General features: G+C 68.3%; 22 protein-coding genes. 5 read left to right on the top strand and 17 right to left on the bottom strand.

Annotated elements, in window-relative coordinates:
- Positions 1-80 precede the first annotated feature (80 nt).
- Positions 81-488: a VOC family protein gene (locus AC5RVG_RS06430; RefSeq protein ID WP_494013171.1), complete on the top strand. Its 408-nt coding sequence runs from the start codon at positions 81-83 to the stop codon at positions 486-488.
- Positions 489-670: 182 nt separating this feature from the next.
- Here AC5RVG_RS06430 and AC5RVG_RS06425 read toward each other — a convergent pair whose 3' ends face one another.
- The 6 genes from AC5RVG_RS06425 to AC5RVG_RS06400 all read right to left on the bottom strand — a co-directional run bounded on the left by AC5RVG_RS06425 (position 671) and on the right by AC5RVG_RS06400 (position 9,273).
- Entirely contained in the window at positions 671-2,311 is a 1,641-nt protein-coding gene (locus tag AC5RVG_RS06425; RefSeq protein ID WP_494013170.1) for a GMC family oxidoreductase, read from the bottom strand.
- Complete coding sequence (locus AC5RVG_RS06420; RefSeq protein ID WP_494013169.1) at positions 2,311-3,807, bottom strand: aldehyde dehydrogenase family protein; 1,497 nt, start codon at positions 3,805-3,807, stop codon at positions 2,311-2,313. Before AC5RVG_RS06420 ends, AC5RVG_RS06425 begins: the two co-directional genes overlap by 1 nt.
- On the bottom strand, positions 3,804-6,035 hold the full coding sequence (betT, locus tag AC5RVG_RS06415) for a choline BCCT transporter BetT (RefSeq protein WP_494013168.1): 2,232 nt from the start codon (positions 6,033-6,035) through the stop codon (positions 3,804-3,806). Before betT ends, AC5RVG_RS06420 begins: the two co-directional genes overlap by 4 nt.
- A 228-nt stretch (positions 6,036-6,263) precedes the next feature.
- Positions 6,264-6,902, bottom strand: coding sequence for a hypothetical protein (locus AC5RVG_RS06410; protein ID WP_494013167.1), 639 nt, complete (start codon positions 6,900-6,902; stop codon positions 6,264-6,266).
- Complete coding sequence (locus AC5RVG_RS06405) at positions 6,899-8,875, bottom strand: alpha/beta hydrolase (protein ID WP_494013166.1); 1,977 nt, start codon at positions 8,873-8,875, stop codon at positions 6,899-6,901. The genes AC5RVG_RS06410 and AC5RVG_RS06405 overlap by 4 nt, the downstream gene beginning before the upstream one ends.
- Positions 8,872-9,273 carry a hypothetical protein gene (locus AC5RVG_RS06400; protein WP_494013165.1) on the bottom strand — a complete coding sequence of 134 codons (402 nt, stop codon included), beginning with the start codon at positions 9,271-9,273 and terminating at the stop codon, positions 8,872-8,874. Before AC5RVG_RS06400 ends, AC5RVG_RS06405 begins: the two co-directional genes overlap by 4 nt.
- 223 nt (positions 9,274-9,496) lie before the next feature.
- On the opposite strand from AC5RVG_RS06400, the gene AC5RVG_RS06395 reads away from it, so the two are divergent.
- On the top strand, positions 9,497-10,396 hold the full coding sequence (locus AC5RVG_RS06395; protein WP_494013164.1) for a nuclease-related domain-containing protein: 900 nt from the start codon (positions 9,497-9,499) through the stop codon (positions 10,394-10,396).
- 131 nt (positions 10,397-10,527) lie between these two features.
- Here the strand turns inward: AC5RVG_RS06395 and AC5RVG_RS06390 are convergent, their stop codons facing one another.
- The 4 genes from AC5RVG_RS06390 to AC5RVG_RS06375 form a co-directional block, all read right to left on the bottom strand.
- Positions 10,528-11,169 (bottom strand): NAD(P)-dependent oxidoreductase, encoded by a 642-nt coding sequence (locus AC5RVG_RS06390; protein WP_494013163.1) that lies wholly within the window; start codon positions 11,167-11,169, stop codon positions 10,528-10,530.
- 217 nt (positions 11,170-11,386) lie between these two features.
- On the bottom strand, positions 11,387-12,001 hold the full coding sequence (locus tag AC5RVG_RS06385; RefSeq protein ID WP_494013162.1) for a dTMP kinase: 615 nt from the start codon (positions 11,999-12,001) through the stop codon (positions 11,387-11,389).
- Between the two features lie 181 nt (positions 12,002-12,182).
- The gene (locus tag AC5RVG_RS06380) at positions 12,183-13,328 is read right to left on the bottom strand and encodes a N(5)-(carboxyethyl)ornithine synthase (protein ID WP_494013161.1); all 1,146 of its coding nucleotides are present in this window, start codon (positions 13,326-13,328) and stop codon (positions 12,183-12,185) included.
- 5 nt (positions 13,329-13,333) lie between these two features.
- Positions 13,334-13,468 carry a hypothetical protein gene (locus AC5RVG_RS06375; protein ID WP_494002157.1) on the bottom strand — a complete coding sequence of 45 codons (135 nt, stop codon included), beginning with the start codon at positions 13,466-13,468 and terminating at the stop codon, positions 13,334-13,336.
- Positions 13,469-14,023: 555 nt separating this feature from the next.
- Here AC5RVG_RS06375 and AC5RVG_RS06370 point away from each other — a divergent pair.
- Entirely contained in the window at positions 14,024-14,695 is a 672-nt protein-coding gene (locus AC5RVG_RS06370) for a DNA alkylation repair protein (protein WP_494013160.1), read from the top strand.
- A gap of 126 nt (positions 14,696-14,821) precedes the next feature.
- Here AC5RVG_RS06370 and AC5RVG_RS06365 read toward each other — a convergent pair whose 3' ends face one another.
- Positions 14,822-16,720 carry an FAD-binding monooxygenase gene (locus tag AC5RVG_RS06365; RefSeq protein ID WP_494013159.1) on the bottom strand — a complete coding sequence of 633 codons (1,899 nt, stop codon included), beginning with the start codon at positions 16,718-16,720 and terminating at the stop codon, positions 14,822-14,824.
- Between the two features lie 341 nt (positions 16,721-17,061).
- Here AC5RVG_RS06365 and AC5RVG_RS06360 point away from each other — a divergent pair, with 341 nt between their 5' ends.
- Positions 17,062-18,042: an ornithine cyclodeaminase family protein gene (locus AC5RVG_RS06360; protein ID WP_494013158.1), complete on the top strand. Its 981-nt coding sequence runs from the start codon at positions 17,062-17,064 to the stop codon at positions 18,040-18,042.
- On the opposite strand, the gene AC5RVG_RS06355 is transcribed toward AC5RVG_RS06360, so the two are convergent.
- The 4 genes from AC5RVG_RS06355 to AC5RVG_RS06340 form a co-directional block, all read right to left on the bottom strand.
- Complete coding sequence (locus tag AC5RVG_RS06355; RefSeq protein WP_494002346.1) at positions 18,023-18,307, bottom strand: DUF1540 domain-containing protein; 285 nt, start codon at positions 18,305-18,307, stop codon at positions 18,023-18,025. The two genes, AC5RVG_RS06360 and AC5RVG_RS06355, sit on opposite strands and share 20 nt — an antisense overlap.
- A 140-nt stretch (positions 18,308-18,447) precedes the next feature.
- Positions 18,448-19,665, bottom strand: coding sequence for an MFS transporter (locus AC5RVG_RS06350; protein ID WP_494013157.1), 1,218 nt, complete (start codon positions 19,663-19,665; stop codon positions 18,448-18,450).
- A gap of 84 nt (positions 19,666-19,749) precedes the next feature.
- A complete protein-coding gene (locus AC5RVG_RS06345; protein ID WP_494013156.1) occupies positions 19,750-20,772 on the bottom strand; it encodes a matrixin family metalloprotease in 1,023 nt (340 codons plus the stop codon).
- Positions 20,773-20,948: 176 nt separating this feature from the next.
- Complete coding sequence (locus AC5RVG_RS06340; protein WP_494013155.1) at positions 20,949-22,181, bottom strand: MFS transporter; 1,233 nt, start codon at positions 22,179-22,181, stop codon at positions 20,949-20,951.
- A gap of 341 nt (positions 22,182-22,522) precedes the next feature.
- On the opposite strand from AC5RVG_RS06340, the gene AC5RVG_RS06335 reads away from it, so the two are divergent.
- A complete protein-coding gene (locus AC5RVG_RS06335; protein ID WP_494002171.1) occupies positions 22,523-24,196 on the top strand; it encodes a ribonuclease J in 1,674 nt (557 codons plus the stop codon).
- A gap of 146 nt (positions 24,197-24,342) precedes the next feature.
- On the opposite strand, the gene AC5RVG_RS06330 is transcribed toward AC5RVG_RS06335, so the two are convergent.
- Positions 24,343-25,092, bottom strand: coding sequence for a TMEM175 family protein (locus tag AC5RVG_RS06330; protein ID WP_494002172.1), 750 nt, complete (start codon positions 25,090-25,092; stop codon positions 24,343-24,345).
- A gap of 167 nt (positions 25,093-25,259) precedes the next feature.
- Entirely contained in the window at positions 25,260-26,456 is a 1,197-nt protein-coding gene (locus AC5RVG_RS06325; protein ID WP_494002173.1) for a M14 family zinc carboxypeptidase, read from the bottom strand.
- Positions 26,457-26,530: the final 74 nt, after the last annotated feature.

The following is a 26,530-nucleotide window of genomic DNA, read 5'->3' as shown; positions in this document are numbered from 1 at the left end:
TTCTGGTGTGTTCCTGAAGGACGGTTCCTCCGACCGCGGTAAGTTCAAAGGGACGACGCGTACTGCGGGAAAGAGGGGGCATGGTCACTGAACCATACGAGGCAAAACCTCGAGCCACTGACTTTGGTTTCGGATTGCACCACATTCAGCTCGCACTGCCGCCGGGTGGTGAGGATGATTGCCGAAAGTTTTACGTCGAAGTCCTTGGGCTCACGGAGGTTCAAAAGCCGCCGGTATTGGCTGCGCGTGGTGGGCTGTGGGTGCGCGCCGATAACTTAGAGATTCATCTGGGAGTCGAGGAGAATTTCCGTCCTCAGCGGAAGGCGCATCCCGGAATCCTCGTTTGGGATATCAATGCACTGGCCCGGCGAATAGAAGCTCATGGGCATACGCCCGAGTGGGATGACAACTTCCCGGGAATGCGCCGGTTCTACCTGTGGGACAACAACGGGAATCGGCTCGAGTTTCTCTCGCCTCATAGCGGGTAGCAAGAGCAATCAGAAGTGCCTCTGCGGTGGGGCTCCAGCCCGATCCTCAGAAGTAGCAGTTGGGACAGATGTCTTAAACAGTGGGGTGGCGGAAGCAGTGTTTGCTTCCGCCACCCGCTGTCGTCTTGGCGACCACCGGCGCCGCCTATCTCCTCAGCGGGAGGGCGGTCGGCGGGCAGCGATCAGGCGTGCGCCGCGCCGGAGCCGGCCGCCGCCGTCGTTGTTTCCGCGGCCAAGCCGCCGCGGATCAGGTCCGCGCAGCGTTCGCCGATCATCATCACGGTCAGGTTCGGGTTGACGGTCACGTGCTCGGGCATGACCGACGCGTCCGCGACGCGCAGGCCGGTGACGCCCTTGACCCGCAGCTCGGGGTCCAGCGGCGACATGACGTCGTCCACCGGGCCCATGCGGACGGTGCCGACCGGGTGGTAGACGGTGTTGTGCGTCTTTCGGATGTAGTCCTGCAGCTCCTCGTCCGTCTGCGCCTCGATGCCCGGCGACAATTCCCGGCCGGCCCACTGGGCCATGGCCGGCTGCGCGGCGATCTCGCGGGCCTTGCGGATGCCGGCAACCATCACGCGCATGTCGTGGCCCTCCGGGTCGGTGAAGTACCGAGGATCGACCATCGGCTTGTCGCGGAAGTCGCGGCTGCGCAGCCGGACGGTGCCGCGGGAGCGGGCGTGCGTGACGTTCGGGGTGAGGCTGAAGCCGTTCTCCGTGGTGGGGTAGCCGTGCCGCAGGGTGTTCATGTCGAACGGGACGGAGCCGTAGTGCATCATCAGGTCGGGGCGGTCCAATCCCTCCTCGGTGGGCGTGAAGATGCCGATCTCCCACCACTGGGTGGATTCGGTGACCATCGGCTGCTTCGCCTCGAACTGGACCACGCCCTCGGGGTGGTCCTGCAGGTGTTCGCCGACGCCGGGGGAGTCGACCAGGACCTCGATGCCGTGCTCCGCGAGGTGGGCGGCCGGACCGATGCCGGAGAGCATCAGCAGCTTCGGCGAATCGATGGCGCCGGTGGACAGCACTACCTCGCGCCGCGCGGACAGCGTGTGCGTGCGGCCGAAGGCATTGTCCACGATCTCGACGCCGGTGCAGCGCTTGTCCGCGTCGATCACCAGCCGGCGGGCGCGCAGCCCGGTCAGCAGGGTGAAGTTTTCCCGCTCGATGATCGGGTGGACGTAGGACACCGAGCTGGAGGAGCGGGTGCCGTCGGCCCGGCGGTTGATCTGGAAGAAGTTGGCGCCGTTGACCACGGTGGTGCCGTCGTTAAACTTGGCGCGCGGGATGCCGGCCTGTTCGCAGGCATCCAGCAGCGCGACGCCGGTCGGGTCAGCCGGCGGGACGTTCATGACGTGCACCGGGCCGGAGTCGCCGTGGTGCGGGGCGTCCGGGCCGGCGTCCTCGTTGGTCTCCAGCCGCTTGTACAGCGGCCAGGCCGCCTCGGCGTTCCAGCCGGTGACGCCGTGCTTGGACTCCCACTCGTCCAGGTCCTCGCGCGGGGCCCAGAAGGCGATGCAGGAGTTGTGGCTGGAGCAACCGCCCATGACCTTCGCGCGCGAGTGGCGCATGAAGGAGTTGCCGTTCTCCTGCGGCTCGATCGGGTAGTCCCAGTCGTAGCCGGACTCGAGCAGCTCCATCCAGCGGTCCAGCTGCAGGACCTCGGGCACGCCCCGGTCGTCCGGGCCGGCCTCGACCAGCGCCACGGACACCGCGGGGTGTTCGCTCAGGCGGGCGGCGACGGCGGCGCCGGCGGATCCCCCGCCGACGACGATGTAGTCGAATTCCCGGTCGACGAGGTTCTCGACGTTGTCGATGTGCATCAGTTCTCCTTGCGGTGGTCAGCGAACCAGCCGGTCACCTGCGGGCTGGTGTTCTGGTAGATGTGCTTGGACTCCTGGTACTCGGCCAGGCCGGTGGGGCCGAGCTCGCGGCCGACGCCGGACTGGCCGAAGCCGCCCCATTCGGCCTGCGGCAGGTAGGGGTGGAAGTCGTTGATCCAGATGGTGCCGTGGCGCAGCCGCCCGGCCACGCGCTGGGCCTTGCCGGCGTCCTGGGTCCAGACGGCTCCGGCCAACCCGTAGATCGTGTCGTTGGCGGTGGCCACTGCCTCGTCCTCGTCACGGAAGGTCTCCACGGTCACCACCGGGCCGAAGGCTTCGTCCACGACCACGGACATCCCCCGCTCCACGCGGTCCAGGACGGTGGGCAGGTAGTAGAACCCGTCGTCGTACTCGGGGCCCTCCGGGGCGGCGCCGCCGCAGCGCAGCCGCGCGCCCTCTTCCACACCGCGCTTCACGTAGGCGTCCACCTTCTCCCGGTGTGCCGCCGAAATCAGCGGCCCGGTTTCCGCGGCCTCGTCGAACGGGCCGCCCAGGCGGATGCCCTCGGCGCGGCGGACGAGCTCGTCCACGAAGCGCTCCGCGATCGACTCTTCGACCAGCAGGCGCGCGCCGGCGGAGCAGACCTGCCCGGAGTGGACGAAGGCGGCGTTCAGGGCATTGTCGACGGCGGCGTCGAAGTCGGCGTCGGCGAACACCACGTTCGGGTTCTTGCCGCCGAGTTCCAGCGCCACCTTCTTCACGGTGCCGGCGGCGGCCGCCGCGACGACCTTGCCGGTCACCAGGCCGCCGGTGAAGGAGACGAGGTCGACGTCGGGGTGTTCGGAGAGCGGTGCGCCCGCCTCCGCGCCGGGGCCGGTGACCAGGTTCGCGACGCCGTCGGGCAGGCCCAGGTCCTTGAGCAGTTCCATGGTCAGGATGGCCGTGGACGGGGTGAGCTCGGCGGGCTTGAGCACGAAGGTGCAGCCGGCGGCCAGCGCGGGCGCGATCTTCCACGCGGCCTGCAGCAGCGGGTAGTTCCAGGGCGTGATCATGCCGCAGACGCCCACCGGCTCGTAGACAATCCGGCTGACGACGGCGGGGTCCCCGGCGTCGACCACGCGGCCGGCCTGCTGCGAGGCGATCTTGCCGAAGTACTCGAAGGAGGCGGCGATGTCGTCCATGTCCATGCGGCTTTCGACGATCCGCTTGCCGGTGTCCAGCGACTCGGCGCGGGCGAACTCCTCGCGGCGCTCCCGCAGGCCTGCGGCGACCTTGAGCAGGAAGTCGCCACGCTCGGGCGCCGGCACGGCCGCCCACACGCCGGAGTCGAAGGCGGCGCGGGCCGCGGCGATGGCCCGCTCGGTGTCGGCACGGCCGGCCTCGGACACGGTGGCAACAACCCGGCCGTCGGCCGGATTGCGGATCTCGCGCACCGCGCCGTCGGCGGCCGGCTCCCAGGCGCCGTTGATGAACAGGGTGGAGGCGGTAGTGGTCATGGTGTCTCCTTCGAAAGTGCGGCGACGGGTTCTGGGACGGCGGCGACGGGTTCGTCGACGGTGTTGTAATCGGTTTCCCAGTCCGCCTTGGGCGGGACGTTTTCGGCGGCGGTGCTGTAGGGCAGCGTCGCGCGGTGCTGGTGCAGGAACTCGAGGTGCACCTCGTAGTGGTCCAGCACGTCGGCGATGACCTCGTCCTTGCTGTACCCCATGAGGTCGTAGCCGTGGCTGCCCTCGAGCGAGAACACCTCGATGCGGTAGTACTTGCCGCCGGCGGCGGAGGAGCGCGCATAGGACGGGACGTCGTTCTGCACCGGATAGATCTGGTACTTGAAGGTGCGTTCGCCGTCGAGCTCCACGCAGAGGTCCGCGGTGTCGATCCCGAAGGCATCGACGGTGCTGGTCTTCAGTGTGGCCTCCAGCCCGCGGGCGGCGAGGTCGGTGCGGACGTCGTTGAGCGCGGGCATGGCGACCTCGGCCACGAAGCGCTGGGCCTGCCGGCGGCCCGGGTAGTTCATGGCCCGGGCCAGGCGCTGGCGCCAGCCGCGGCGGCCGTCTGCCCCGTGCGGCACGTTGGTACGGGAGTTGAGCACGGAATGCAGGCCGGCCTGGTAACTGTCCGCGAGGGCAGTCTCCAGCCGCAGCGCCTTGTAGAGGCCGAGCATGATGAAGACCAGCACCACCGAGAACGGCAGGCCCATGATGACGGTGGCGCTCTGCAGCGTGGGCACCCCGCCCACCAGCAGCATGGCCAGGGTCAGCAGGCCGGTGGCGACGGACCAGAAAACGCGCAGCCACTTGGGGCCGTCGGAATCGGCGTCCTTGAGGTATGAGGTGAAGTTGCTCATCACCAGGGCACCCGAGTCGGCGCTGGTGACGTAGAACAGCAGGCCGGTGAAGGTGGCGATCGCGGCGCTGAGCGGGGCCATGGGGTACTGCTCCAGCAGCCCGTAGAAGGCCCGCTCCGGCTGGCTCATGGCCACCTCGCCGAACGCGGCGTTGCCGCCCATCACGATCTCGAGGGCGCTGTTGCCGAAGATGGAGATCCACAGCAGGATGAACGCGAACGGAACCACCAGCACCCCGATGACGAATTCGCGCAGCGTGCGTCCGCGGGAGATGCGCGCCAGGAACAGGCCCACGAAGGGCGCCCAGGCGATCCACCAGGCCCAGAAGAACAGCGTCCAGCCGTTCAGCCACTCGTCGGGCCGGTCGTAGGCGAAGGTGTCCAGCGCCATCGACGGGAAGCGGGAGAGCGTGTCGCCGATGTTGGTCACGATCCCGTCCAGCAGGAACCGGGTGGAGCCGGTGATCAGGATGAAGACCATCAGGGAGATCGCCAGGATGACGTTGAGCTCGGACAGCCGGCGGATGCCCTTTTCAATCCCGGTCAGCACCGAGATGGTTGCCATCAGCACCGCGACGGCGATGAGGGCGATCTGCACCACCGTGTTCTCCGGGATGCCGAACTGGAAGCTCAGGCCGTAGTTGAGCTGCGCGACGCCGATGCCCAGACTGGTGGCGATGCCGAAGATGGTGCCGAGCATGGCCGCAATATCGACGGCGTGGCCCACCGGCCCGTGGATCCGCTTGCCGAGGATCGGGTAGAGCGCCGAGCGGATGCTCAGCGGCAGGTTATGTCGGAACGCGAAGTAGCCCAGGGCCAGCCCCATCAGGGCGTAGAGGCCCCAGCCGAGGATGCCGTAGTGGAACAAGGTCCAGACCACGGCCTGCCGGGCGGCCTCGACGGTGGAGCCGTCGCCCGTCGGCGGTGCCAGGTACTGGGTGACCGGCTCCGCGACCGAGAAGAACATCAGGTCGATCCCGATGCCCGCGGCGAAGAGCATCGCGGTCCACGTGAAGATGTTGAAGGTGGGCCGCGAATGGTCCGGCCCCAGCCGGGTCTTGCCCACCCGGGAGATGGCCACGAAGAGGACGAAGGCCAGCACGGCGACGACGATCAGCGAGTACCACCAGCCGAAGGTCTCGCCCACCCACGCGACGGCGGTGCCGATCACCGCGTCGGCCGATTCGCGGTCCAGGATGGCCCACAGCGCGATGCCGAGGACGCCCGCCGCGGAACCGATGAAGACGGTCCAGTTGACCCGAGTCCGCGGTTCGGCGGCGTCGCTGCCGGCGGGGGACTCCGGTGGGGCGGTGCCGGGGACGGGGCGGTTACTGTCTTCGCCGTTGAGCTTAGGCTCGTCAGTTTCGGGCGGCGTACTCATATCGGTCTCGTACCTCGCATCGTAGGAGTGCTGGTCGCGGTCTCGCTGTTGTCTTGGCCGGGTGAGGGCAACTTTCGACGCTAGCAAGAGCAGGAAGTGACCAGCCTGCGCGCGTATAGCACATGAACTAAGTGAGGAGGATCACCTCATGAAGTGGCGAGGTTCACGTCGATTGCCCCGCGTGTTCTGTTTACGGGAGGTCAGTGGGGCGCCACCAGAAGGGATGCGTCAGGCGCCGTCGTCGTAGTACTGGCTGTTCATCCCGAACTCCGGATCCTGCTCCGAGCGGATCATCCGGTGGTCCTCGGTGTGCTCAAGGCAGGGGCTGGTGAAGGAGAGGACGACGGCGCCAACGCCGCCGGCAACATGGTGGGCGGCGGTGGCGCCGAGGTCGCCGTTCCGGAAGTAAAGCGTGCGGACGTCGCCGGTTGCGGCGGTGGCCTCGTTCTTTTGCTCCCAGCCATGGGCGGTGAGGTAGCCGGCGGCGGCGTCGAGGGCTGCGTTGGCCTGGTCCGCGTCCGCCACCTTGCCGGTGGCGCGGGCGATCCAGGCGGTCTTAGTCTGCGGTTGTTCGTCCTCCGGGCGCAGGCAGGTTTGTTCGCGCAGCAGGCTGACCTTCAGGTCGGCGGCGGTGGACGCCTCGGCGATCGCCTGGGGGAGCAGCTGCTCGAGCTGGCGGCCGTAATCCTGCGACGTCGGTTGTATCTCCTGCGACTGGTTCTCCTGCGGCATGGCGCAGCCTCCTAAAATGACGGCGGAAAGGGCGGCAGTCGCGGTGAGGGCGGCGGCGAAACCGGGATGCCGCCGTCGTTCTTCGCCGCGCGGGCGGGCCGGGCGGTGCCAGGGGGAGCGAACCCGCATGTTCATTTCTCCAGACTTTCGACCGTCACGGTTTCAAGGTTGCCATATGCGTAGTCCTCGGGATCCTGCTCGAGCGGGCTGGTGATCAGCGGGCCGTAGGGGGAGTAGGTCTGCCGGATCCGGTCCTGGACGAACGGGCTGACGCTTGTGCCTTCGACGACGCCCTGGATGTTGGTGGCCGAGGTGGAGCCCGGCCAGAAGTAGTCGGTGTGCCCGTTCATCAGTGAGTCCGGGTCCTCCGGTCTCAGGAAGCCGGTCTCGAGCCGGACCGGGTCCATGACGGTGGGGCTGCCGCCGCGCCAGAACGACGCGCCGTGGTAGCCGCCGCCGAGGATCTGGGCGGCGCTGATGGGGTCGTCGCGGGTCTGCAGCCAGTAGCGGTGGGCCTCGGGGTTGGCGGTGTCCGCGGGGCTGCCCACGTTATGCCCGGTGCCGGCCGGTGCGACGTAGACGATGTTGGTGGAGTTTAGGCCCTCGCGTTCGGCGGTGCCCAGCAGCGAGCCGCCGGCGCTGTAGCCGATGTACGTGGTGCGGGCGTCGGGCCGGGTCTCGAGGTCGAGGGCGTGGTCGAAGGCGGCCAGCAGGGGCCCGCCCCGCTCGTTGAACGAGGTGGTGATGTTGTCGGGGACCTCATCCGGCAAGTCGGTGCCCTGCCAGTAGAAGGAGACCGTGCCGGCGGGCGGTTCGCCGTTCACCGCGTCGAGCCGGGCCGAGTAGGCCTCCAGCTGACCCAGGTCGGCGCCGGTGCCCGGGACCAGGGCGGCCACGGTCCTGGTGTCCGGCGTCAGGGTGCCGGTCATGGTGACGATCCGGCCGTCGCCGTCCAGGCTGACCAGGACCACCTGGGAGTGATGGCCGACGGCGTAGTCCAGTCCCGTCCTGAGCGTTGCCAGCCGGTCGTGTTCGGCCTGCCAGGTGTCGAGGTCGGCGGTGTACTGCCGGTAGGCCCGCTGGTAGACCATCCGCGGGTGGCCTTGCTGATTGCCCGCGGCCGCGAGGTAGTCGCTGAGGTCGGGCTGTGGGCCCAGCTGTGCCTGCCGGGTCGCCACGGTTTCGCGGTAGCCGGCGGCGGTGATGGTGTTGGCCCGGATCCGGCCGGCGAAGGGGATGCCGTTCAGGCCCCCGAACACCGCCGGGTAGAGCAGCAGCAGCCGTTCCTGTTCGGCCGGCGCCAGGGTGAGCCAGGCCTCGCGGATTCCCGCGATCCCGCCCTCGGTCAGCGCGGCGTCGCCGGCCATCGCCTCCGCCATGACGGCCTCGGACGAGCCGGGCATCCGCCACGCGGGCAGTTTGTGGGCGGCCAGCAGGGCGGCACCCTCGGGGTTGGCCGCGGCCCAGGCCCGCAGTTCCTCGTCGGTCAGGCCGGCCAGGGACGGCAGGTACGACTCCGGCGTCAGCGGGCCGAACCGCTCGTCGAGACCGCTGGTGAAGTGGGCCCACGGCGGGGAGGACGGACCGGCGGCCAGCAGCGGGGTGGGCGGCAGCGAGTCGACGGTTCCGCCGCCGATGGACCGCAGGGCGGCGGCGGTTTCCGCGGTCAGCGCCTGCCAGTCGGCCCGCAGGGAGCGGACGCGTCCGTTGAAGGCCTCCGCCCGCTGCTCCGCTTGGTCCGCCTCGTCCCCCTCCTGTGAACCGGCATCCTTCAGCGCCCTGGCCAGGCCGGGGCGTGCCGCCGCGAGTTCTTCGGCCTCCGCCTGCAGCGCCCGGCCGGAGGCGACGAAGGCCGTGACGGCTTCCCGGGCAGCGGCCAGCGCCGCGGTCCATTCCCGCGAGGGACCCTCCAGCTCGTTCAGGGCGGAATGAACCTCCAGCTCGGTGTCCGGTTGCTGATACGCAACACTGAGCCCGGCCCACGCCGCACCGGCGTCGACCAGGTAGTTTGCCGCGGACTCGGCGCGCAGGGCCATCTCCCGAACCGCATCGCCGAGCCGGTCCCATGGGACGTTGATCTCCGGGACGCTGCCCAGTCGCACCGTCACGGCTGCGGCACCGGCCCGAAGCCGCGCGGGGTAAGGACGGTCGAGTGGTCGGCGTTCAGGGAATCGGCGAAGGCGGCGGCGTCTGCGGACATCCGCCCGTCCGCCTCGACGAACAGCTCCGCGGTTTCGGCCACGACCCGCGACTTGTTGTACACCAGGCCGGCAATCCTGTGGCCTACGTCCCGCCGCGGCGACCAGAACCCCGCGAACGCGTCGGCCACCTCCGTGGCGCTGCCGAACGACGACGCCGCCTCGTCGCCTGCCGCCGCCGTGTCGCCTGCCGCCTTGTCCAACGACTGGCCGTCCGCGGCCACGTCCACCAGAATCATGTGGAGCTGCCTCGGGTTGATCCGCCAGCTGCCCATCCCGCCGCCCTCCCGCTTAACCGTTTCCCTCACACTGTTGCATGCGGCGCCGCGGAACTGAATGGGGACGACTCCCCATGGTTTATCGATTTGCTACTTCCGGCGGCTTCAGGGCCCGGAACCCTGGCCCCCGGCGCGGGGCGGGGAAATACTGGGGCTCCTTGCTGAAATAGATCCGGGGAGGTTGCATGGAACGTCCGGAACAGTGGGGGCCGCCCGCCGGCCGACTGGACCCGAAACCCTGTATTCGCCGTTCATGGAATTCGATCCGAGCCAACTGTCGTGGCGGGACCAACCCGCGCCCGCGGAGCGCATCGGCCGCAGCTACAACGGCCTTCGCGTTGTGGTCGTCGTCGTCCTATTACTGATCGGTTTCGGACAGTCATTGGTGCTCATCTCGATGCTGGCCAGCGCCGCATTGGGCGATGCTCCCCCTCAGTTGCCGGTCGCCGTCGTCCTGACGGCAGCCTGTTTCCTGGGCCTTGGCGCGATTGACAGGCACTGGGGCAAGGCGGCGCCGAAAAAGGTTGCCCGGCAACTGGTGTTCGGCGCGGGCGGCGCGGCCCTGTCGGGCGGCTGGTCCCGGTTTCGGCGCGAGGACATCGCCAAGGGCGCGGAGGGCGAGCGGTGGACGGCGCAGGCATTGGAGACCCTGCTGGCCATCCCCGGGACCCGGATCTTCCACGGGCTGCGGTTCCCGGGCAGCCACGTGGCGGACATCGACCACGCCGTCATCAACGGCGACCGGGTGGTCTTTATCGACTCCAAGTTCTGGAAACCCGGGCAATATCAGTGGATCGACCGGGAGACGCTGGCCTCCGTCCATCCGCGCGGGTTCAGGCGGCGGACCATTCACATGGACGTTGTGCAGACCGACCCGCGCACGGCCGGGGTTGCGGCCGAGGTAGCCTGCCACGTCATCGCCCATGCGAACGCGTTGGGGCCGATCACGTTCACGCCCGGGCACCAGATTTCTCCCACCGGCATCCCCACCACGGGGGTGCAGGCCGGCGTCGACGGCATCGGCCACTGGCTGCTGCAGGGGCAGAAAGCGGGAACGGTGAACCGCTACGCGCTGGCGAGGCTGCTTGCTATGCAGAAGAAAGCACCGGCCGGTACCGGTACACGCCGGACCGGCCGCGGGCGCCCGCGCTGATCTTCCAGCGTGCGGGGGCGCGTGGACAGGGCAGGTCGAGACGGCGAACGACGGCCGCCGAGCTGTCGGCGACCGGACAGGTTGCCCGGACCGGACCAGCTGCGGCGGCCGTCGTGTTGTGCTGGGGAGGTTTAGCTGTCGCTGACCGTGAAGCGGGTCTGCCGGTGCGCGGGCTTCTCGATCTCGTCCAGGATGGCCACGGCCATCGTGCCGGTGGTGGTGTGCGATTCGCCGTCGGCGGCATACAGGAGCCGGTCTGTACCCAGCACCGGGGCGGTGGCGTCGCCGGGCGTGAACAGCGCCGAGGGGGACACCCCGACCCAATCGACGTCCGTGACGCCGCGCAGGTATTCGAGTTCCTTCAGCTGGTTCTCCGGGATGGAGATCCATGCCTCGGCGCCGGGGATGTTGCGGATGTCCTCGACGAACAGGTGGTTGTCGTCGCCGGTGGTCAGGCTGCCGGCGCCCAGGATGAAGACCAGGCGGGGTGTGGTTTCCCCGGCGAGCTCGACCAGCGAGCGGGCCAGGTCAACGTGCCGGTAGGCCTCGTGCGGAGCCGTGCCGAACGCATTGACGACGACGTCGAATGCTGCAAGGTCTTCGGCGTCGAGGGAGAAAGCGTCGCGTTCCAGTACCGCGGCGTCCGCGCCGAGGACGTCCCCGGCCTTTGCGGCGCTCCGGACGATCGCTGTTGTCTGGTGGCCGCGTTTGGCCGACTCGTGGAAGAGGGCGCGTCCGGCGTTGCCCGTGGCCCCGATGATTCCGATCTTCATGCTGTCCTTACGTTGGCGTGATGTCTTTCAAAAGGCTTGGCCTCTGCTAGGTGCAATCGATTGAAGCATCAACTTATTCCGGGGTGAGTGCCTCCAGGCGACGGACCGCCCGCTCAGCCGCCGGCCGTAAGTGCCGCCGAGGCGACCGCCCGCTCAGTCAGGGCCCGCCGTCGTCGTCGTTAGGCGGGCAAGTGAGGGCATGGGCCGGGAGGCCCAGCTAGGTGGCAGGAGGGGACACAGCCTCCATGACGCGGCGCAGGACGTCGCTGCGGGACCCAACCGCGTCGACGACCTGCCAGTCCAAGGACTTGGCCCTTCGCAGGTAGACGTTGCGGGCCGCCCGCAGGTAGTCCGGCGACTCGGAATCCTCGCCCCGCGCGACGATCCGGGTGTGCGCGGCCTCGGCGGGCAGATCCAGCAGCACGACGGCGTCTGGCCGAGGCAGGGCTCGGACCAGCCAGGGCAGGACGTTTCCCGGCGGCAGGCCGCGCACGTCCCGAAGGACCTGCTGGCAATGCAGGTGCCGGTCCATCACAGTGGTCCCGCGGAAGGCTGCCGCCCGGAGGCGGGCAGCCAGCACGTTCACAATGCGCACCATCGACTCGAACCGGTCGGCGCAGCGCGGAGTAATGCCGATGCCGAGGCGTGCGGCTGCCCGGGTCAGCCAGCGCCGTCCGGCCGGGTTGCGCACTAACTGCGCGTAACGGCCCGCCGCCCGCTCAACTTCGACCAGCGAGGCCGCGGCCGTCGTCTTCCCGGCTCCGTCGATGCCGAGGATAACGACGGTTCTCCGCGGGTGCCGCCGCGGGCCGCGTCCGGTTTCCGTGGGCAAAAATTCCCTGCTCTCCTGTGGTGATGTCTCCTCAACAACGCACGCGCGGCCGGGATCGATGCCCGGTCGGGCTGTGAATTTGCTGAGACATACCGAGCAGGCGAGGGGCTCCGAGCCAGAAAGACGACGGCGGCACGTGAGCGCCGTCCCCGTCCCTATGTGGCGATCGGTACCGCGAAATTCAGGCAGGCAGGTGCGGGTACTCGTCCGAGCGGTTCTGGAAGGCGAGGACCGCCGGGTTTGCGATGACGCCGTCGCGGATCTCGATGGCCCGGCTGATCGTGTCGTCCTCGAGCCAGCTGCCCGGGCCGCCCATCACGGTGCGCAGGAACGGGATCAGGGCCGTGCTGATCTCCCAGGTCGCGGAATTCCACAGGTACGACGGCGTGTGGTCCACGGCGTAGTAGCTCACATGGTCGCCGACCTCGAAGGTGGGTTCGGCAAAGGTCGTCATCTTCGCCCAGCTGAAGCCCATGCCTTCGTCGCAAGAGACATCGACGATCAGGCTGCCCGGCCGGAAGCCGTCCAGGTCCGCCTCGTCGAGGTAGATCAGCGGGTTGTTGGGGTCCTGCAGCGTGCAGTTGACCACGATGTCCCGCTCCGCGAGGAACGGAGCCAGCGGCACCCGTCCGTCGTCGTCGGTGATGACGTGGCTGAGATGCGGGGCGGTGGCGTCCTGGTCGAACTGGGTGATCCTCGCGGAGTGGATCGGGGAGCCGACGGCGGCCGCCGCGCGGTTGGTCAGGACCTGCACGTCGTGGATGCCGTGCGCGTTCAGCGCGGTGACGGCGCCCCGGGCCGTGGCGCCGAAACCAATGACGACGGCGGTGAGCGGGCGGCCGTAGTCGCCGGTGGATCCTGCCAGTTCCAGAGCATGCAGTACCGAGCAGTAGCCGGCCATCTCGTTGTTCTTGTGAAAGACGTGGAGGGCGAATCTGCCGTCCGCGGCCCAATGGTTCATGGCTTCGAAGGCGATCAGGGTCAGCCGCTTGTCGATGGCCAACTGGGTGATGGCACGGTCCTGGACGCAGTGCGGCCAGCCCCAGAGGATCTGGCCGTCGCGGAGTTCGGCAAGGTCTTCCGGCTGCGGCTTGGGCAGCACCACCACGTCCGCTGCTGCAATGAGTTCCTCGCGCGGCGCCATGCGTCCCACCAGTTGTTCCAGGTGCGCGTCGGAAATGCCGAAGCGCTCGCCGTAGCCCCGTTCGAGGATAATCCGCTCGCGAAGGTCGGCGTCGAGGCGCTCGATGTGCGCAGGATGGAGGGCCAGCCTGCGCTCATCGGGCTTTCGCGTCGTTGCCAGGACTCCGAGCGAGACCAGAGTCAAAAGCCTCAGCGCTTCTTGATAGTGGTCAGGGTCTCCGAGGCTGCGGCGCCGGCGGCCTTGGCCTTCTTGTCGCTGCGCTTTTCCTTGATGGACTTGCCCGATTTCTTCGATGCGGTCTGTCGGGGAGATTTGTCGGCCATGAGTGCCTCCTTGGCGCCAGCAAAGAATGCTGCGCCTTAACGGGAGCACAGACGTGCTCCGTACTCCTGACCATACGCCATCGCGCGTCAGGCAGGTGCTCCGGTGGCCGTCGGCGGTGCACGTTGTGGCACGACGGCGGGAATGGGGCGGCAGTCCGGCTGCGGTCGAGGACGACGGTGGTCCAGCAGTCCAGCCGCAGAGGAGGACGACGGTGGGGGATGCGCCGTCGCGGGGCCGTCCTGAGTCCTGGTCCCATCGACAGCGGCCGGAAACGTCGAGAGCGGCCGATAACGTCGAAAGCGGCCGATAAAGTCGTCGTCCTGTCGGATATGGGCCCGTTTCGACGCGGGTGCTTCTGCATTGGGACACGGCGGCGGCCGCGAGGCTCGAAGCACCAGGGCAAAGCGACTTGAAGCACCAGAGCCCCGCGAGGTTTGGAGCCCCAGAGCCCCGCGAGGCTTGGAGTACCGGAGCCCTGGGGCTTGGGCCACCTGAGCGCCCGTGATTCAAACACCAGTACGCTGGATCTCAGACGCGAGTAACCGGGAGGGTGGATGTCCGAGACGACGGTAACCGAGGTGATGGCCGAGCTGGCCGCGCTTGAGGACCCCAAGGTGCGCGAGGCGAACGAGAAGCGCGGCGACGACCACGGCGTGAACCTCGGCAAGCTGCGCGCCGTCGCCAAGCGGTTGAAGACCCAGCAGGACTTGGCGCGCGGGCTGTGGGCCACGGGCAACACGGCAGCCCGGCTGCTGGCCCTGCTGATCTGCCGGCCGAAGGATTTCGGGCGGGACGAACTGGACGCCATGCTGCGCGAGGCGCGCGCGCCCAAGGTGCACGACTGGCTGGTGAACTACGTGGTCAAGAAGAGCCCGCACGCCGAGGAGCTCCGCCTGGCTTGGACCGGCGACGCGGATCCGGTCGTCGCCAGCGCCGGGTGGGCGCTGACCACCGAACGGGTGGCGAAAAAGCCCGAGGGCCTGGACCTCGCGGGGCTGCTGGACACCATCGAGGCCGAGATGAAGGACGCCCCGGACCGCCTCCAGTGGGCGATGAACCACACCCTCGCCCAGATCGGCATCGACCACGCCGGGCACCGCGCCCGCGCGATCAACATCGGCGAACGCCTCGGGGTGCTCAAGGACTACCCGACGCCGCCGAACTGCACGTCCCCGTATGCGCCCGCCTGGATCAACGAGATGGTGAGCCGGCAGGCCAAGGGTTAGCGGAAGCGGACCGGGTGGATCCCGGGGCTTCCGGGCAGGAAGTACGTCCGAACCGCCGTCGCCAACCCGCTTAAAGCAGGACGACGGCGGCACTTTCGCGCCGTCGTCGTCCTTCCGAAGGGTAAATCAGTGCTGCGGCTCGCGGGCCTTCAGCAGGGGCGCGAAGAACTCGGCCAGCTCCGCGGTCGCGGACAGCGGCAGCACGTTCGCCACGTACTGGTCCGGCCGGACCACCACGATGGCGCCGTCGCGGGAGATGCCGCGGGCGTCGAAGATGTCCTCGTCCTTGGCGGTGCCGAAGACCTTCTCGAGGTTGGTCAACTGGAACGGGCCCACCTCGGGCTTGAACACGGCGGGTGCGGCGTTGATGTCCACTTCCTCGTGGTGCTGCTGGTAGATCACCTTCACATCGAACCAGGCGTCGAGGTCAGCGCCCTCCGGCCGGGCGGCGAGCGGGGAATCCGGTGCGGTCACCAGCCACTCGGACAGGTTGGCAACGGCCGCGGACTCGCCGGCCTGCGCCTGGTCGGCGAAGACATAGATGCGCCAGCGCCCGTCGGCCTCGGCCAGGTGGCCCAGGTGCAGCGGGTTGGTGTCGCAGACGCGGGAGACCTTGGCGGACTTGAAACGCTTGCCGACGGGGAAGCCGGTGGCCAGGTCCTGGTGGCTGCGCGCGCCGGTCAGGATCGACTGGGCGTACTCGGTCATGAAGCCGGCCGGGAATTCGGCGGTGCGGACGTAGAAGTCCTCGAGCTCCGTGGGATCGGCGAACTCCTCGGGCTTCTTGGCCATCATCGTCGACCATTCCTTGTCGAAGTCGATGAGGTCCTTCGCCACCACCTGGCGCTCCGCGGAGTACGTGGAGAGCAGGCTCTCAGGGCTGCGGCCCTCCAGCACGTGTCCCAGCTTCCAGGCGATGTTGAAACCGTCCTGCATGGAGACGTTCATGCCCTGGCCGGCCTTGGCGCTGTGCGTGTGGCAGGCGTCGCCGGTGATGAAGACGCGCGGCGTGCGGGTGCCGACGTCCTCGGGCAGCAGGTCGTCGAACCGGTCGGTGAGGCGGTGGCCCACCTCGTACACGCTGTGCCAGGCGACGCTGCGCACGTCCACCGTGTACGGGGTCATGATCTCGTTGGCCTTGGCGATGATCTGCTCGATAGAGGTCTGGCGGATCTTGCCGTTGTCGTCGTCGGGCACCACGCCGAGGTCCACGTACATGCGGAACAGGTAGCCGCCCTCGCGCGGGATCAGCAGGATGGACCCGCCGTCGTGCGACTGGATGGCGCACTTGGTGCGGATGTCCGGGAAGTCGGTCTGGGCCAGCACGTCCATGACGCCCCAGGCATGGTTGGCGCTGTCGCCGGCCAGGGTGCTGCCGATCGCGGCGCGGACCTTGCTGCGGGCGCCGTCGCAACCCACCACGTACTTGGCGTTCACGATGCGCTCCGAGCCGGCGTCCGGGCCGGCGCTGCGGATCAGCGTCACCTTCACCGGGTAGTCGCCCTCGTCGGCAACCTCGAGGGTCTTGAATTCCCAGCCGTAGTCAGGCGTCAGGCGGGTGGGCGAGTTGGCCGCGACCTCGGCGAAGTAGTCCAGCACGCGCGCCTGGTTGACGATCAGGTGCGGGAACTCGCTGATGCCCATCTCGTCGTCGACCGCGCGGCCGCCGCGGACAATATGCTTGGGATTCTCGGTGCCCGGGCGCCAGAAGTTCATCTCGGTGAGCCAGAACGCCTCGGCGGTGATGCGCTCGGCGAAGCCGAAAGCCTGGAAGGTCTCCACGCTGCGGGCCTGGATGCCGTCGGCCTGGCCGAGGACCAGCCGTCCCTCCCGGCGCTCCACCAGCCGCGTGGTGATGTTCGGGAACTGGGCCAGCTGCGCGGCCGCGAGCATGCCGGCGGGACCCGAGCCCACGATGAGGACGTCGACCTCGTCGGGAAGCTCCTCGGGGCGGTCGATGCCTACGCCGGCTGCCGGCTTGACGCGCGGGTCTCCGGATACGTAACCGTGGTGGTGAAACTGCACGGGTGTCCTCACTTCTATTGCATCTGCGGCCGTCGCCAGTGTTCTATATTTGAACACCGGGTTCTATAACTGAATAACCGTTCGGTTGCAGATACTGTACGGCAAACATGACGCAGCTAACAAGTAACGCCGCTGTCAGCGGGTGATCCTCCGGGTCCGGCGGCGTGGTCCTCTCTAGCCGCCTGACTTGGGTGTTGCGGGGACGGAAGGGCGGAATCGCGGTATCGCCGCACGCGGGGTTGCCCTGCGTGAAGTGATGGGGGTCACGAAAACTGTAACCGGCGGATGTTGGCCGTAGAATCCGGCCAGCAACGACTCCAGATGCTGCGAGAGGACTTTCTGTGACCATCCCTTATTACGACGCCGATGCCGTGCGTGCCGCTGTTCCGTTCAGTCGCGCGGTGCGCGCCATCGAAGAGGGGCTGCAGTCCGGCGTGGATCCGGAATTGGACAGTCCCCGGTTGTTCAGCCCCGCGCCGGACGGGGAGTTTCTGCTGATGCCGACCGAGGGCGGCGGCCGCTACAGCGGGGTGAAGGTGGCGACAATCGCGCCGAAGAATCCGGCCCGCGGGCTGGAGAAGATCCAGGGCATCTACGTCTTGTTCGACGCCGAGACGCTGGCCCCGCTGGCGACGATGGACGGCGCGGAGCTCACAGCCATCCGCACTCCGGCTACAACCTTGGCGGCCGTGAAGAACATTGCGGCGGCGGCACCGGACGGCGAGGGCTTTGGGGATGCCCCGCAGGTGCTGGTCTTCGGCGCGGGGATACAAGCGCTGAACCACATCCGCGCCGCCAAATCCGTATTTCCGAACGCGGGCTTCGCGGTCGTCGGCCAGCGTCCGCAACGCATCTCGAACCTGATCGCCGTGCTGGCCGCGGAGGGAATAGAGGTGGCCGACGCAACCGGTGCGCCGGACGCTGCCGTGGCGGGCGCCGACGTCGTACTTTGCGTGACATCCTCGCCGAAGCCGCTGTTCGATGGCAGGCTGCCCAAGGACGGGGCGATCATCGCGTCGGTTGGGCAGCACGGCTTGGACGCCCGGGAGGTCGACGCGGCGCTGGTGTTGCGCAGCGACGTGGTCGTGGAAGGCCGGGCTTCGTCCTGGCGGGAGAGCGGGGACCTGATCCCGGCCCGCAGCGTGGAGGAATGGCGGCAAATCCAGCCGCCGAACCTGCGTGACCTTGTGCAGGGCAAGCTGGTCCGGCGCCCGCGCACGTGCTGCCTCTACACCGGCGTCGGCATGGCCTGGGAGGACCTGGTGACGGCGGCCGTGGTCTATGAAGAGGGCGGGCCGCGCGTTACCGGTGCGCGTACGTGAGGCAGTCCGCGTTGTCCGCGCCGGGACCCACGTGAACTTCGGGCGCCTGGCACATGAGGTGGTCGTTGTGGGTGCACTCGGTCCGCTGGCAGGCGCCGACGCTGGCCAGCACCTTGGGCAGCCCGCCGTGCACTCCGGTGTCGATAAAGGTGGCACAGGCGGCATGGTTCTCGCCGCCGGCCACGGTGATGGCGGCCGCATTGCATTCGCTGTGATCGTTGAAGGAACAGTTGGTCACTGAGCAGTCGCTGACGTGTGAAGTCACAGTCATGGCACTTCCTTCCATCCCGGGACCGCCCCGGGTTGGGCGGCTCCATTAACTACGGTAGGCCCGATGCGGACGATCAAAAAGGCATAAGAATGTGAGGTAATTGTCAGCGCGACAATAGGCGCCGGGCCCGCGGCTCAGGCGGCCGCGCGGCTGGCTGTCCGGCCGTGTACCAGGTAGTACAGCGGGATGCAGGCAAGCATGAGCAGGCCAAGCCAGCCGTACATTCCGTCGAAGCCGGTCAGCGGCACCAGCAGGCCCAGCAGCACCGGGCCGAAGCCGGTGCCGATGTCCAGCATCAGGTAGTAGGTGGCCAGGGCGGTGCCGAACCTCCGCTCCGCAACCAGCCGGACGGTAATGGCCTGCGTTCCGGGCAGCAGGGTCCCGAACCCGAGGCCGCTCAGCACCGCGGAGGCGACGACTATCCGGGTGTCCGGCCCGAGCGCCAGCAGCGCCAGGCCGGCGGCGAACAGCACCAGCGCGGGATACAGCACCACGTTGTCGCCGCGGCGGTCTTGGACCCTGCCGGCGGTCAGCCGCGACACCAGCACCGCGGCGGCAAACACCATAAAGAACAGCGCCGCCGCATCCGCCGCACCCGCGGCAGCGGCATACGAGGTGAGGAACGAGAGGATGCCGGAAAACGCCAGCCCGCTCACCAGCAGCACGGTGGTGATCGGCAGGACCTCGGGCGCGAACACCTTTCCGAGCAGGACCGCGGGGGTTCGGCGCTTCCTTTCAGGCTCGCCGCCCGGACCGCGCTGATTGACGAGGGCGGTGGGCGCCGCCGGCGCTTCCGGCAGTTTCAGGATCAGGGTCACCGCCAACGCCGCGACGGAACAGGCCGCACAAAAGAGGAACGCGCCCTCGTAACTGCCGTCAACAACCAGCACCACCGCCAGCAGCGGCCCGAGGGCGGTGGCCAGCGTGGTGGAAACGGCGAAGTAGCCGGTGCCTTCGCTGCGGCGGGCGGGCGGAATCAGCGCCTGCGCACCGGCCGTGACGGCGGTGTTGGCGAGGCCGAAAGCCACACCGTGGGCCAGCCGCAGGACCACCAACGAGGTGAGGGAGTTTGCCGGGATGTACAGGAGGGAAGCCGCGACGAAGGCGGCCAGGCTGATCAGCAGCATCCGCCGCCGGCCCGCGTTGTCGATCAGCGGCCCGGCAAAGAACCGCGAGACGAGCGCCCCCAAAATGAAGGCGCTGGACGCAAAGCCGGCCCCGGCGTCGGAGGCTAGGAACCGCTGGGCCGCGTAGAGGGCCATGGACGTCATCAGCAGGTAGAACACGATGTAGATGAACAGATTCGCGCCGATGGCCAGCACGAAGTTTCTGCTCCACAGCTTCTCCTGCATGCGGACGGCCTCCTAGCCTGCCTGGACCGGTCCTCGTTGTCCCAGCGTTCCGGGCAGACCAGCAGTCCTGATTATGCCGCCGGGCTACACTTCCGGCACGCACGGACCGGTGCCCAGCAGCGCCAGGCCCGCCCGGTCGCCGTCGGCCAGTGCAGTCACGCCGTTTGCCCCGGCATACATCAGTTGCTCCGGATCATCCACATGCGCCAGCCCCAGCACGTGGCCGAGCTCGTGGATGATGACGGCGCGCACGTGCTCCCGACCGTCGGGATATGTGAGGACGTTCCGGAGCGCCGGCGCATCCAGGGTGATCTGGCCGGCGACGAGAACGTGCGGCGTTCCCCGTGCGCCGACCGAGGAGCTGCCGCCGAGTCCGGCTATATCTCCGGCCAGCCGGGACACTTCGTCGGGATCCGACCACGTGATCAGCACCGGCGCCCACCGCTTGCCGTACCGCTCCGGCTGAAAGCGTTCGCGGCCTTCCTCGGCGAAGGCCTCGTCAGTGGGTCCGTCGTAAACGAACTGCAGTCCGCTGGCCGCGGAAACCTCGGCGATGGCTTCCTGAATGATCGTGTCGCCCCCCGGCGGCGCATTGTCCGGACGGACCACGTAGTGGATGGGGCGGCAGGGGTCATAGGCGAGGAAGGGCTGCGAGGACTCCGGCGGTGTTGCGTACAACTCGTAGGCGTCCGACTCCGCGACGGCGGGCGGCCGGCCCAGGGGGTTGTCGGCGGCTTCGACGCCGCGGGGCGGAATGTCCGCGCCGGGAAGGTAGGGGGCTATCGCCGGCATGACGTGTCGGCTGAACACGCCCGGGGCGAAGCACAGGGCGATGACGAAGGCGAGGGCCAGCCCGGTCGACAGGCGGCCGGCGCGGCGCGGGGAGGTACCCCGCTGCACGGAACGCGGGCGGGACTTTGCCGCCGGGGTCGGCCAGCCGGCAGCGGGCCCCTCGGCGGGCCGGTGCGGGGAAGAGGTTCCCAGTGCCTCGTCCAACGCCCATTGCGGGATCCTCCCGCTGGGTGACCGCTTGACGCCCGGCTGCCCGGGCCGGGTTTGCGCCCCGGGGGACGCGTCCCTTGCCAGTCCCTCTGCCCGGTGCTGCATCTGCTTCCCCCAACTACCCCAATTCGGCTTCGCCGAACGACGACAGCAGCAAAATTATACGTTTCATCAAACGGGAACCACCAGGGTAGAGGCAGCTCCAGGGCGGCCGCCGGCCAGAATAATTCCGCGGCCTACTGCCGCTCGGACGCCCGCACCGCCAGCAGCCCGCCCGCGGCCTACTGCCGCTCGGACGCCCGCACGGCCGACAGCCCGCCCGCGGCGAACGCCACCGTGCACGCGAGGACAAGAAGCAGGGGAGCGGTCCAGCCTCCGGTCACCGTGTTCAGCCATCCGGCCACAGGCGGTGCGCAGGTCGCGGCCAGATATCCGCCCGTCTGGATCCGGGCGGACGCGGAGGCCGCCTCGTTGTCGTTGCGGGCCACGCGCGGGATGACCGAGAAGATGGCCGTGAACCCGCCGCCCTGGGCGATCCCTCCCGTGATGGACCAGAGAATGTAGGCGTCGGGTGCCAGGAGCAGGCCGAGGGGGAGGGTCATCCACAAGACGGCGATGCCTGCCGTCGGCACCCAGAGCCGGGTTCGTGCTGCCACGAGCGGCACCCCGAAAGCGCCGACAATGGCGGCCACCTGGAAGAGCGAGGCCGTGGCTCCGGAGGCGGCAATGGACATGCCCCGGACTTCGGACAGCAGCAGGGGCAGCCAGGTGGTCGTTCCGTAGTAGGCGGCGGACTGGCCACAGAAGGCCAAGGTCAGCAACCAGATGATCCACCTATTGGGCCGCCCGCCGCCGGTCTTCGGGCGCGGCATCGACGCCGTTCCGGATCCACCGGTGCCAACGGGTTTGGCTGCGGCGGTATTGGCGGGCGCTTCACCGGACGCGCGGTCCGGCCCGGCTGCCAAAGCCGCGCGCCGCCGTCGCGCCGTCGGCAGCCAGTAGGCGAGGCCGAGGATGGCCAACACGCCCCAGGCCGCCAGTGCCCACCGCCAGCCGACGAGCGCGGCGAGCGGTGCGGTGCCCAGCAAGGTCGCCATGGAGCCGACGTTCATCGTGGCCGAGTAGACGCCGGTGGCAGCGGAAACGCGGTTCCAGGGCACGTCGCGGCGAATCAGCACCGGAACCACGATGTTGCCGAGCGTGAGCGCCGCGCCGATGATTACCGTCCCTGTCAGCACCACCGGTACCGGGCCGAGGGATCGGATTACGGTTCCGGCCAGGACACCGGCCAGGCACAGCACCACCGTAGCTTCCGGGCCCCAGCGCCGGATCGTCTGGGTGGCCAGGGGAGTGGCCAGCGCGAAGAGCAGCACCGGCAGTCCCGTGAGCAGGCCCGCGCCCGCGGCCGACAGCCCGGTGTCGGCGCGGATGTCCCCGACGACGGCGGTGGGCGCGATGATCGGTGCACGCAGGCTTAAAGCCAGGATGGCGATGCCCAGAAGCACCCACGGCAATGCCGGCCGGGAGGCGAATGCGCGGACCGTGGCTGGCTCCTTCGGGTCGTGTGGGCGGCAACGGAGAATCCCCAGTCACCCTAGCCGAAGTGATCGGCGCCACCGCTGATGGTTTACGTCGAGGGTGGGCATCGCCGTCATTATTCGCGGCAGGCCTGCGCCGGGACGGGATTCCTTCTGCCCGGTGGTAAAGTCGGGAGAAGTATGCTTTCCGTCCGCACCCGCTGCACGGAAGGCCGTCGAAGCGCCTCGGGCGCATCGGCCACCCAAGACTTCAGTGCCGGCAACTCCGGCTTCGGGCGTTGATGCCCGGCAACACACCGCACCACAGATCGGAATCCATGAACACCAAGCCGTTGCAAACTCCTCCGAAACTCGCCAAGGACGCCTTGCGCATAGTCCCCTTGGGCGGACTGGGCGAGATCGGCCGGAACATGACGGTGTTCGAGTTCGGCGGCAAGCTGCTGATCGTGGACTGCGGCGTCTTGTTCCCCGAGGAGCAGCACCCGGGCGTGGACCTGATCCTGCCCGACTTCTCCTACATCCGCGAACGCCTCAACGACGTCGTCGGCATTGTCCTCACCCACGGGCACGAGGATCACATTGGCGGCGTGCCGTACCTGTTGAAGGAACGCGCCGACATCCCCGTGATCTCCGCGAAGCTGACGCTGGCCTTCGTGAAGACCAAGCTGCAGGAACACCGCCTGAACGCCAAGATGGTGCAGGTCAAGGAGGGCGACCGGAAGAAGTTCGGTCCGTTCGACCTGGAATTCCTGGCCGTCAACCACTCCATTCCGGACGGACTGGCCGTGGCCATCCGGACCGGGGCGGGGCTGGTGCTGGCAACCGGCGACTTCAAGATGGACCAGTTCCCGCTGGACCGCCGGATCACCGACCTGGCCGGGTTCGCGCGGCTGGGCGACGAGGGCGTGGACCTGTTCCTGCCGGATTCCACCAACGCCGAAGTCCCCGGTTTCCTCGCTGCCGAGGCCGATCTGGTGCCGGCCATCGATACGGTCATGCGCACCGCCCCGCGCCGCGTGATCGTCTCCAGTTTCGCCAGCCACGTGCACCGCATCCAGCAGGTCATCGACGTGGCACACAAGTACGGCCGCAAGGTCGCCTTCGTGGGCCGGTCCATGGTGCGCAACATGACGACGGCGCGCGAGCTCGGCTACCTGAACATCCCGCGCGGGGTGCTCGTGGACTTCAAGGAACTGGAGAAGCTGCCGCCCACCAAGGCCGTGCTGATCTGCACCGGCTCCCAGGGCGAGCCGATGGCTGCGCTGGCCCGCATGGCCGGCGGCGACCACATGATCGACCTGACCGAGGGCGACACCGTGCTGCTGGCGTCCTCGCTGGTGCCGGGCAACGAATCCTCCATCTACCGGCTGATCAACGACCTGACCAAGCGCGGCGCCAACGTGGTGCACAAGGGCAACGCGAAGGTGCACGTCTCCGGCCACGCCTCGGCCGGCGAGCTGGTGTACTGCTACAACCTGGTCCGCCCGAAGAACGTGCTGCCCGTCCACGGCGAGCACCGCCACCTGAAGGCCAATGCCGAACTGGCCGTTCGTACCGGCGTGGACCCGAAGCGCGCGCTGATCGTGGAAGACGGCACCACCATCGACCTGAAGGACGGCGTGGCCCGGGTTTCCGGCCAGATCGCAGCCGACTACGTCTACGTGGAGAACATGGTGGCCGGCGCGGCCACCGAAGCCTCCCTGCAGGACCGGCTCCGGCTGGCCGAAGACGGCGCAGTCACCGCGCTGCTGATCGTCAACCCGGACACCGGGCGGCTGGAGGAAGACCCGGAGTTCTTCCCGGTCGGCTTCGCCCCGGCGGTCGAGCAGTTGGAGAAGGCCACCGGCATCGTGGAGAAGACGCTGATGCAAATGCGCGGCGACAAGACCGGCCCGGACGCCGAGAAGGCGATCGCGCAGGCCCTGATCCGCTGGTCCGACCGGGCGCTGCGGCGCAAGCCCGTGGTCACGGTCATCATCGTGGAGGCGTAGCCGGCCCGTTCGCCACAGCGAAGAAAGCCGGGAGGGACGGACGGGCATAAGCCCGTCCGTCCCTCCGCTCTTTTAAGGAGCGCTCCTGCCTCCCGCTCACTGCCCGAGGGCCGGTGGGTTCCGGCAGCCCGTGGAGGAATTCCTGGTCACCGGCGCTCCTTCTGCCGTGAATCAGCCGTTGGCCGCCGGCTTTCCCGGGCGGCGAGCCTGCCCGAAAGCGGTCCCAGCACGATGAGCGAGGCCCAGGTGAGCTTTCCCGCCGTCCCGCCGGCGGCGAAGGCCACCGGGATCGATATCGCGAAGACCAGCGGCGGGACGAGGGAATCGAGCACGAACGCCCGATGCTGCCTGCGGTTCATCGGCTCGATCTCGAGGCGGTTCCTGCGGGCGATCTCGAACATGGCCAGCTGCGCCAAGGCAGCGAGGGCAAGGTTGGCTGCGTACAGCACGGTCGACAGTTCCAGGGACGAGGTTTCGGGGTCGCTGATGCCCTGCGTGGTGAACGGAATCAGGATGACGAAGGAGGCAGCCACCAGGTTCGCCGTCGTCGTTGCGGAATCCAGCGCCGAGAGCCGTTGTATCAGGCGGAGGTTCATCCGCCAGAACACGGCGATCACCACGAAACTCAGGACGAAACCGGCAAGCTGATGCACCAGGCCGGAGCCTGCCAGCGACCGGAGGTCTTGCCATGCCTCCGGCGAAGGAGCATCCAGGTTGGTGATCAGCAGCGTGATGGCAAAACCGTAGATCACGTCGTAAAAGCCGATGCCGCGGTCAAACTCGCTGGACTCCCGGGCCAACATGGCGGAATTGCGCTCCGGCTGTTCGGAATGTTCCGCGGAGCTTTCGGGGCCCGCGCCGTATGCCGGCGGTTCGCCGTCCCGGGGTTGTGCCACGAGATCAGCGTGGCGCAAACCGTGGTCGCTATGCAATGGGCGGAAGGCGCGAGGGCGGCGCCCGCCTCTGGTCGGGACTGAGGCCCGATGGTGTACCCCGCACCGCCGTCGTTGGTGGCGCAGTGGCGCGGCGCGGGAAAGCGCCGCGCCACTGCTGGCAAGGCCGGCTACGGGACCGGGATGGTCCCGGCGTAGTCGGTGTTGTAGCCGGTGACCGGCTGATGCGGGATCTCCTCCCAGCGGTCCGCGTCCTCCTGCTGGACTTCGCCGGTGGCCAGGCCCAGGAGCAGTTCCTTCATGGCGAGCAGATTCTGCCTGACGCTCTTGCCCCTCGCCTTCTGGCCGAGGCTGCCGTCGGACGTGTTGCCGGACGTTTCGAAGAAGACCACGGGGTTGGAGTGGCCCTCCGGGTTCATTCCCTGATAGTCCAGGCCCAGCATCATGGCCGAGACCACGCCGCCCTTGATGTCGATCTCAAGGCCGTTGCCCACCTGGTAGCGGTCCATATTGATGGAACCGTACTGGGAGAGTTCGTCGTAGACGTGGACGTGCATCTGGCGGGTCAGTTCGTCGTAGGCCCCGTCTTTGATCCCCGGCAGGGTCGGTCCGCCCGGGGCGAGCGAGATGCCCAACGACAGCGTGACGTCGTCGCCGGTGCCCCACTCCTTCTTCAGGCCCTGGTGGTGGATGTCGATCCCGTAGGCCGGCTTCACATCGGTCCAGTACTCGTAGAAGGCCAGCGACTCGTTGGCCACGAATCCGGTGGGCGTCCAGTCCCGGTTCAGGTCGATCCGCTGTTCCCGCCCGTTGGCGCCGAACTCCGGCAGATCGGCGGCCTGGTCCCAGAGCACGGTGTGGCGGATGTTCGCCTCTGAACCGTCCGGGTTGTACATCGGGATGAAGTGGAAGGTGAACTTCTCGCGCAGCAGCTGATAGTCCGCCGAACCGTTGGTGCCCAGGTCCTTCAGCAGCGACAGGATCGACTCGGTGCCGTAGGGTTCGTTGCCGTGGATGCGGCCCTGGATCCACACATGCTCGGCGCCGGTGCCGACGGTGGCCACCCAGAGGTCGCGGCCCTGCTCGGACTTGTTGACCTGCGTGCCGGCCTCCTCCAGCGTGAAGGCGTCCACGCCGAAGCGGCTGTTCTTTTCCAGCTTCCGCAGTTCCTTCACGAGGTCGTCATAGGTCAGGATGCTGGCGGTATTGGTGTTGCCCTCGGTGGAGGGGAAGTTGGCATCCGCAAGAACAGGGGTTGCGGCGCTAAAGGGAATGACGACGGCGAGGGCCGCCGCCGCGGCCAGGCTGCGGTAGCGCCGGGGCTTGGTCGAACCGTGGCTGGTGCTGCTTTTGGGCTGGTGCGTCACTGCATGTCCTCCAAAGGTTGAGCGATTCATGCTTCAGCGCAGCCGGCTCAGGCGGCTGCGCTGAAGGGATCGGC

The sequence above is a fragment of the Arthrobacter senegalensis genome (genome assembly GCF_059091765.1).
This window is presented reverse-complemented; position numbering and strand designations above follow the sequence as displayed.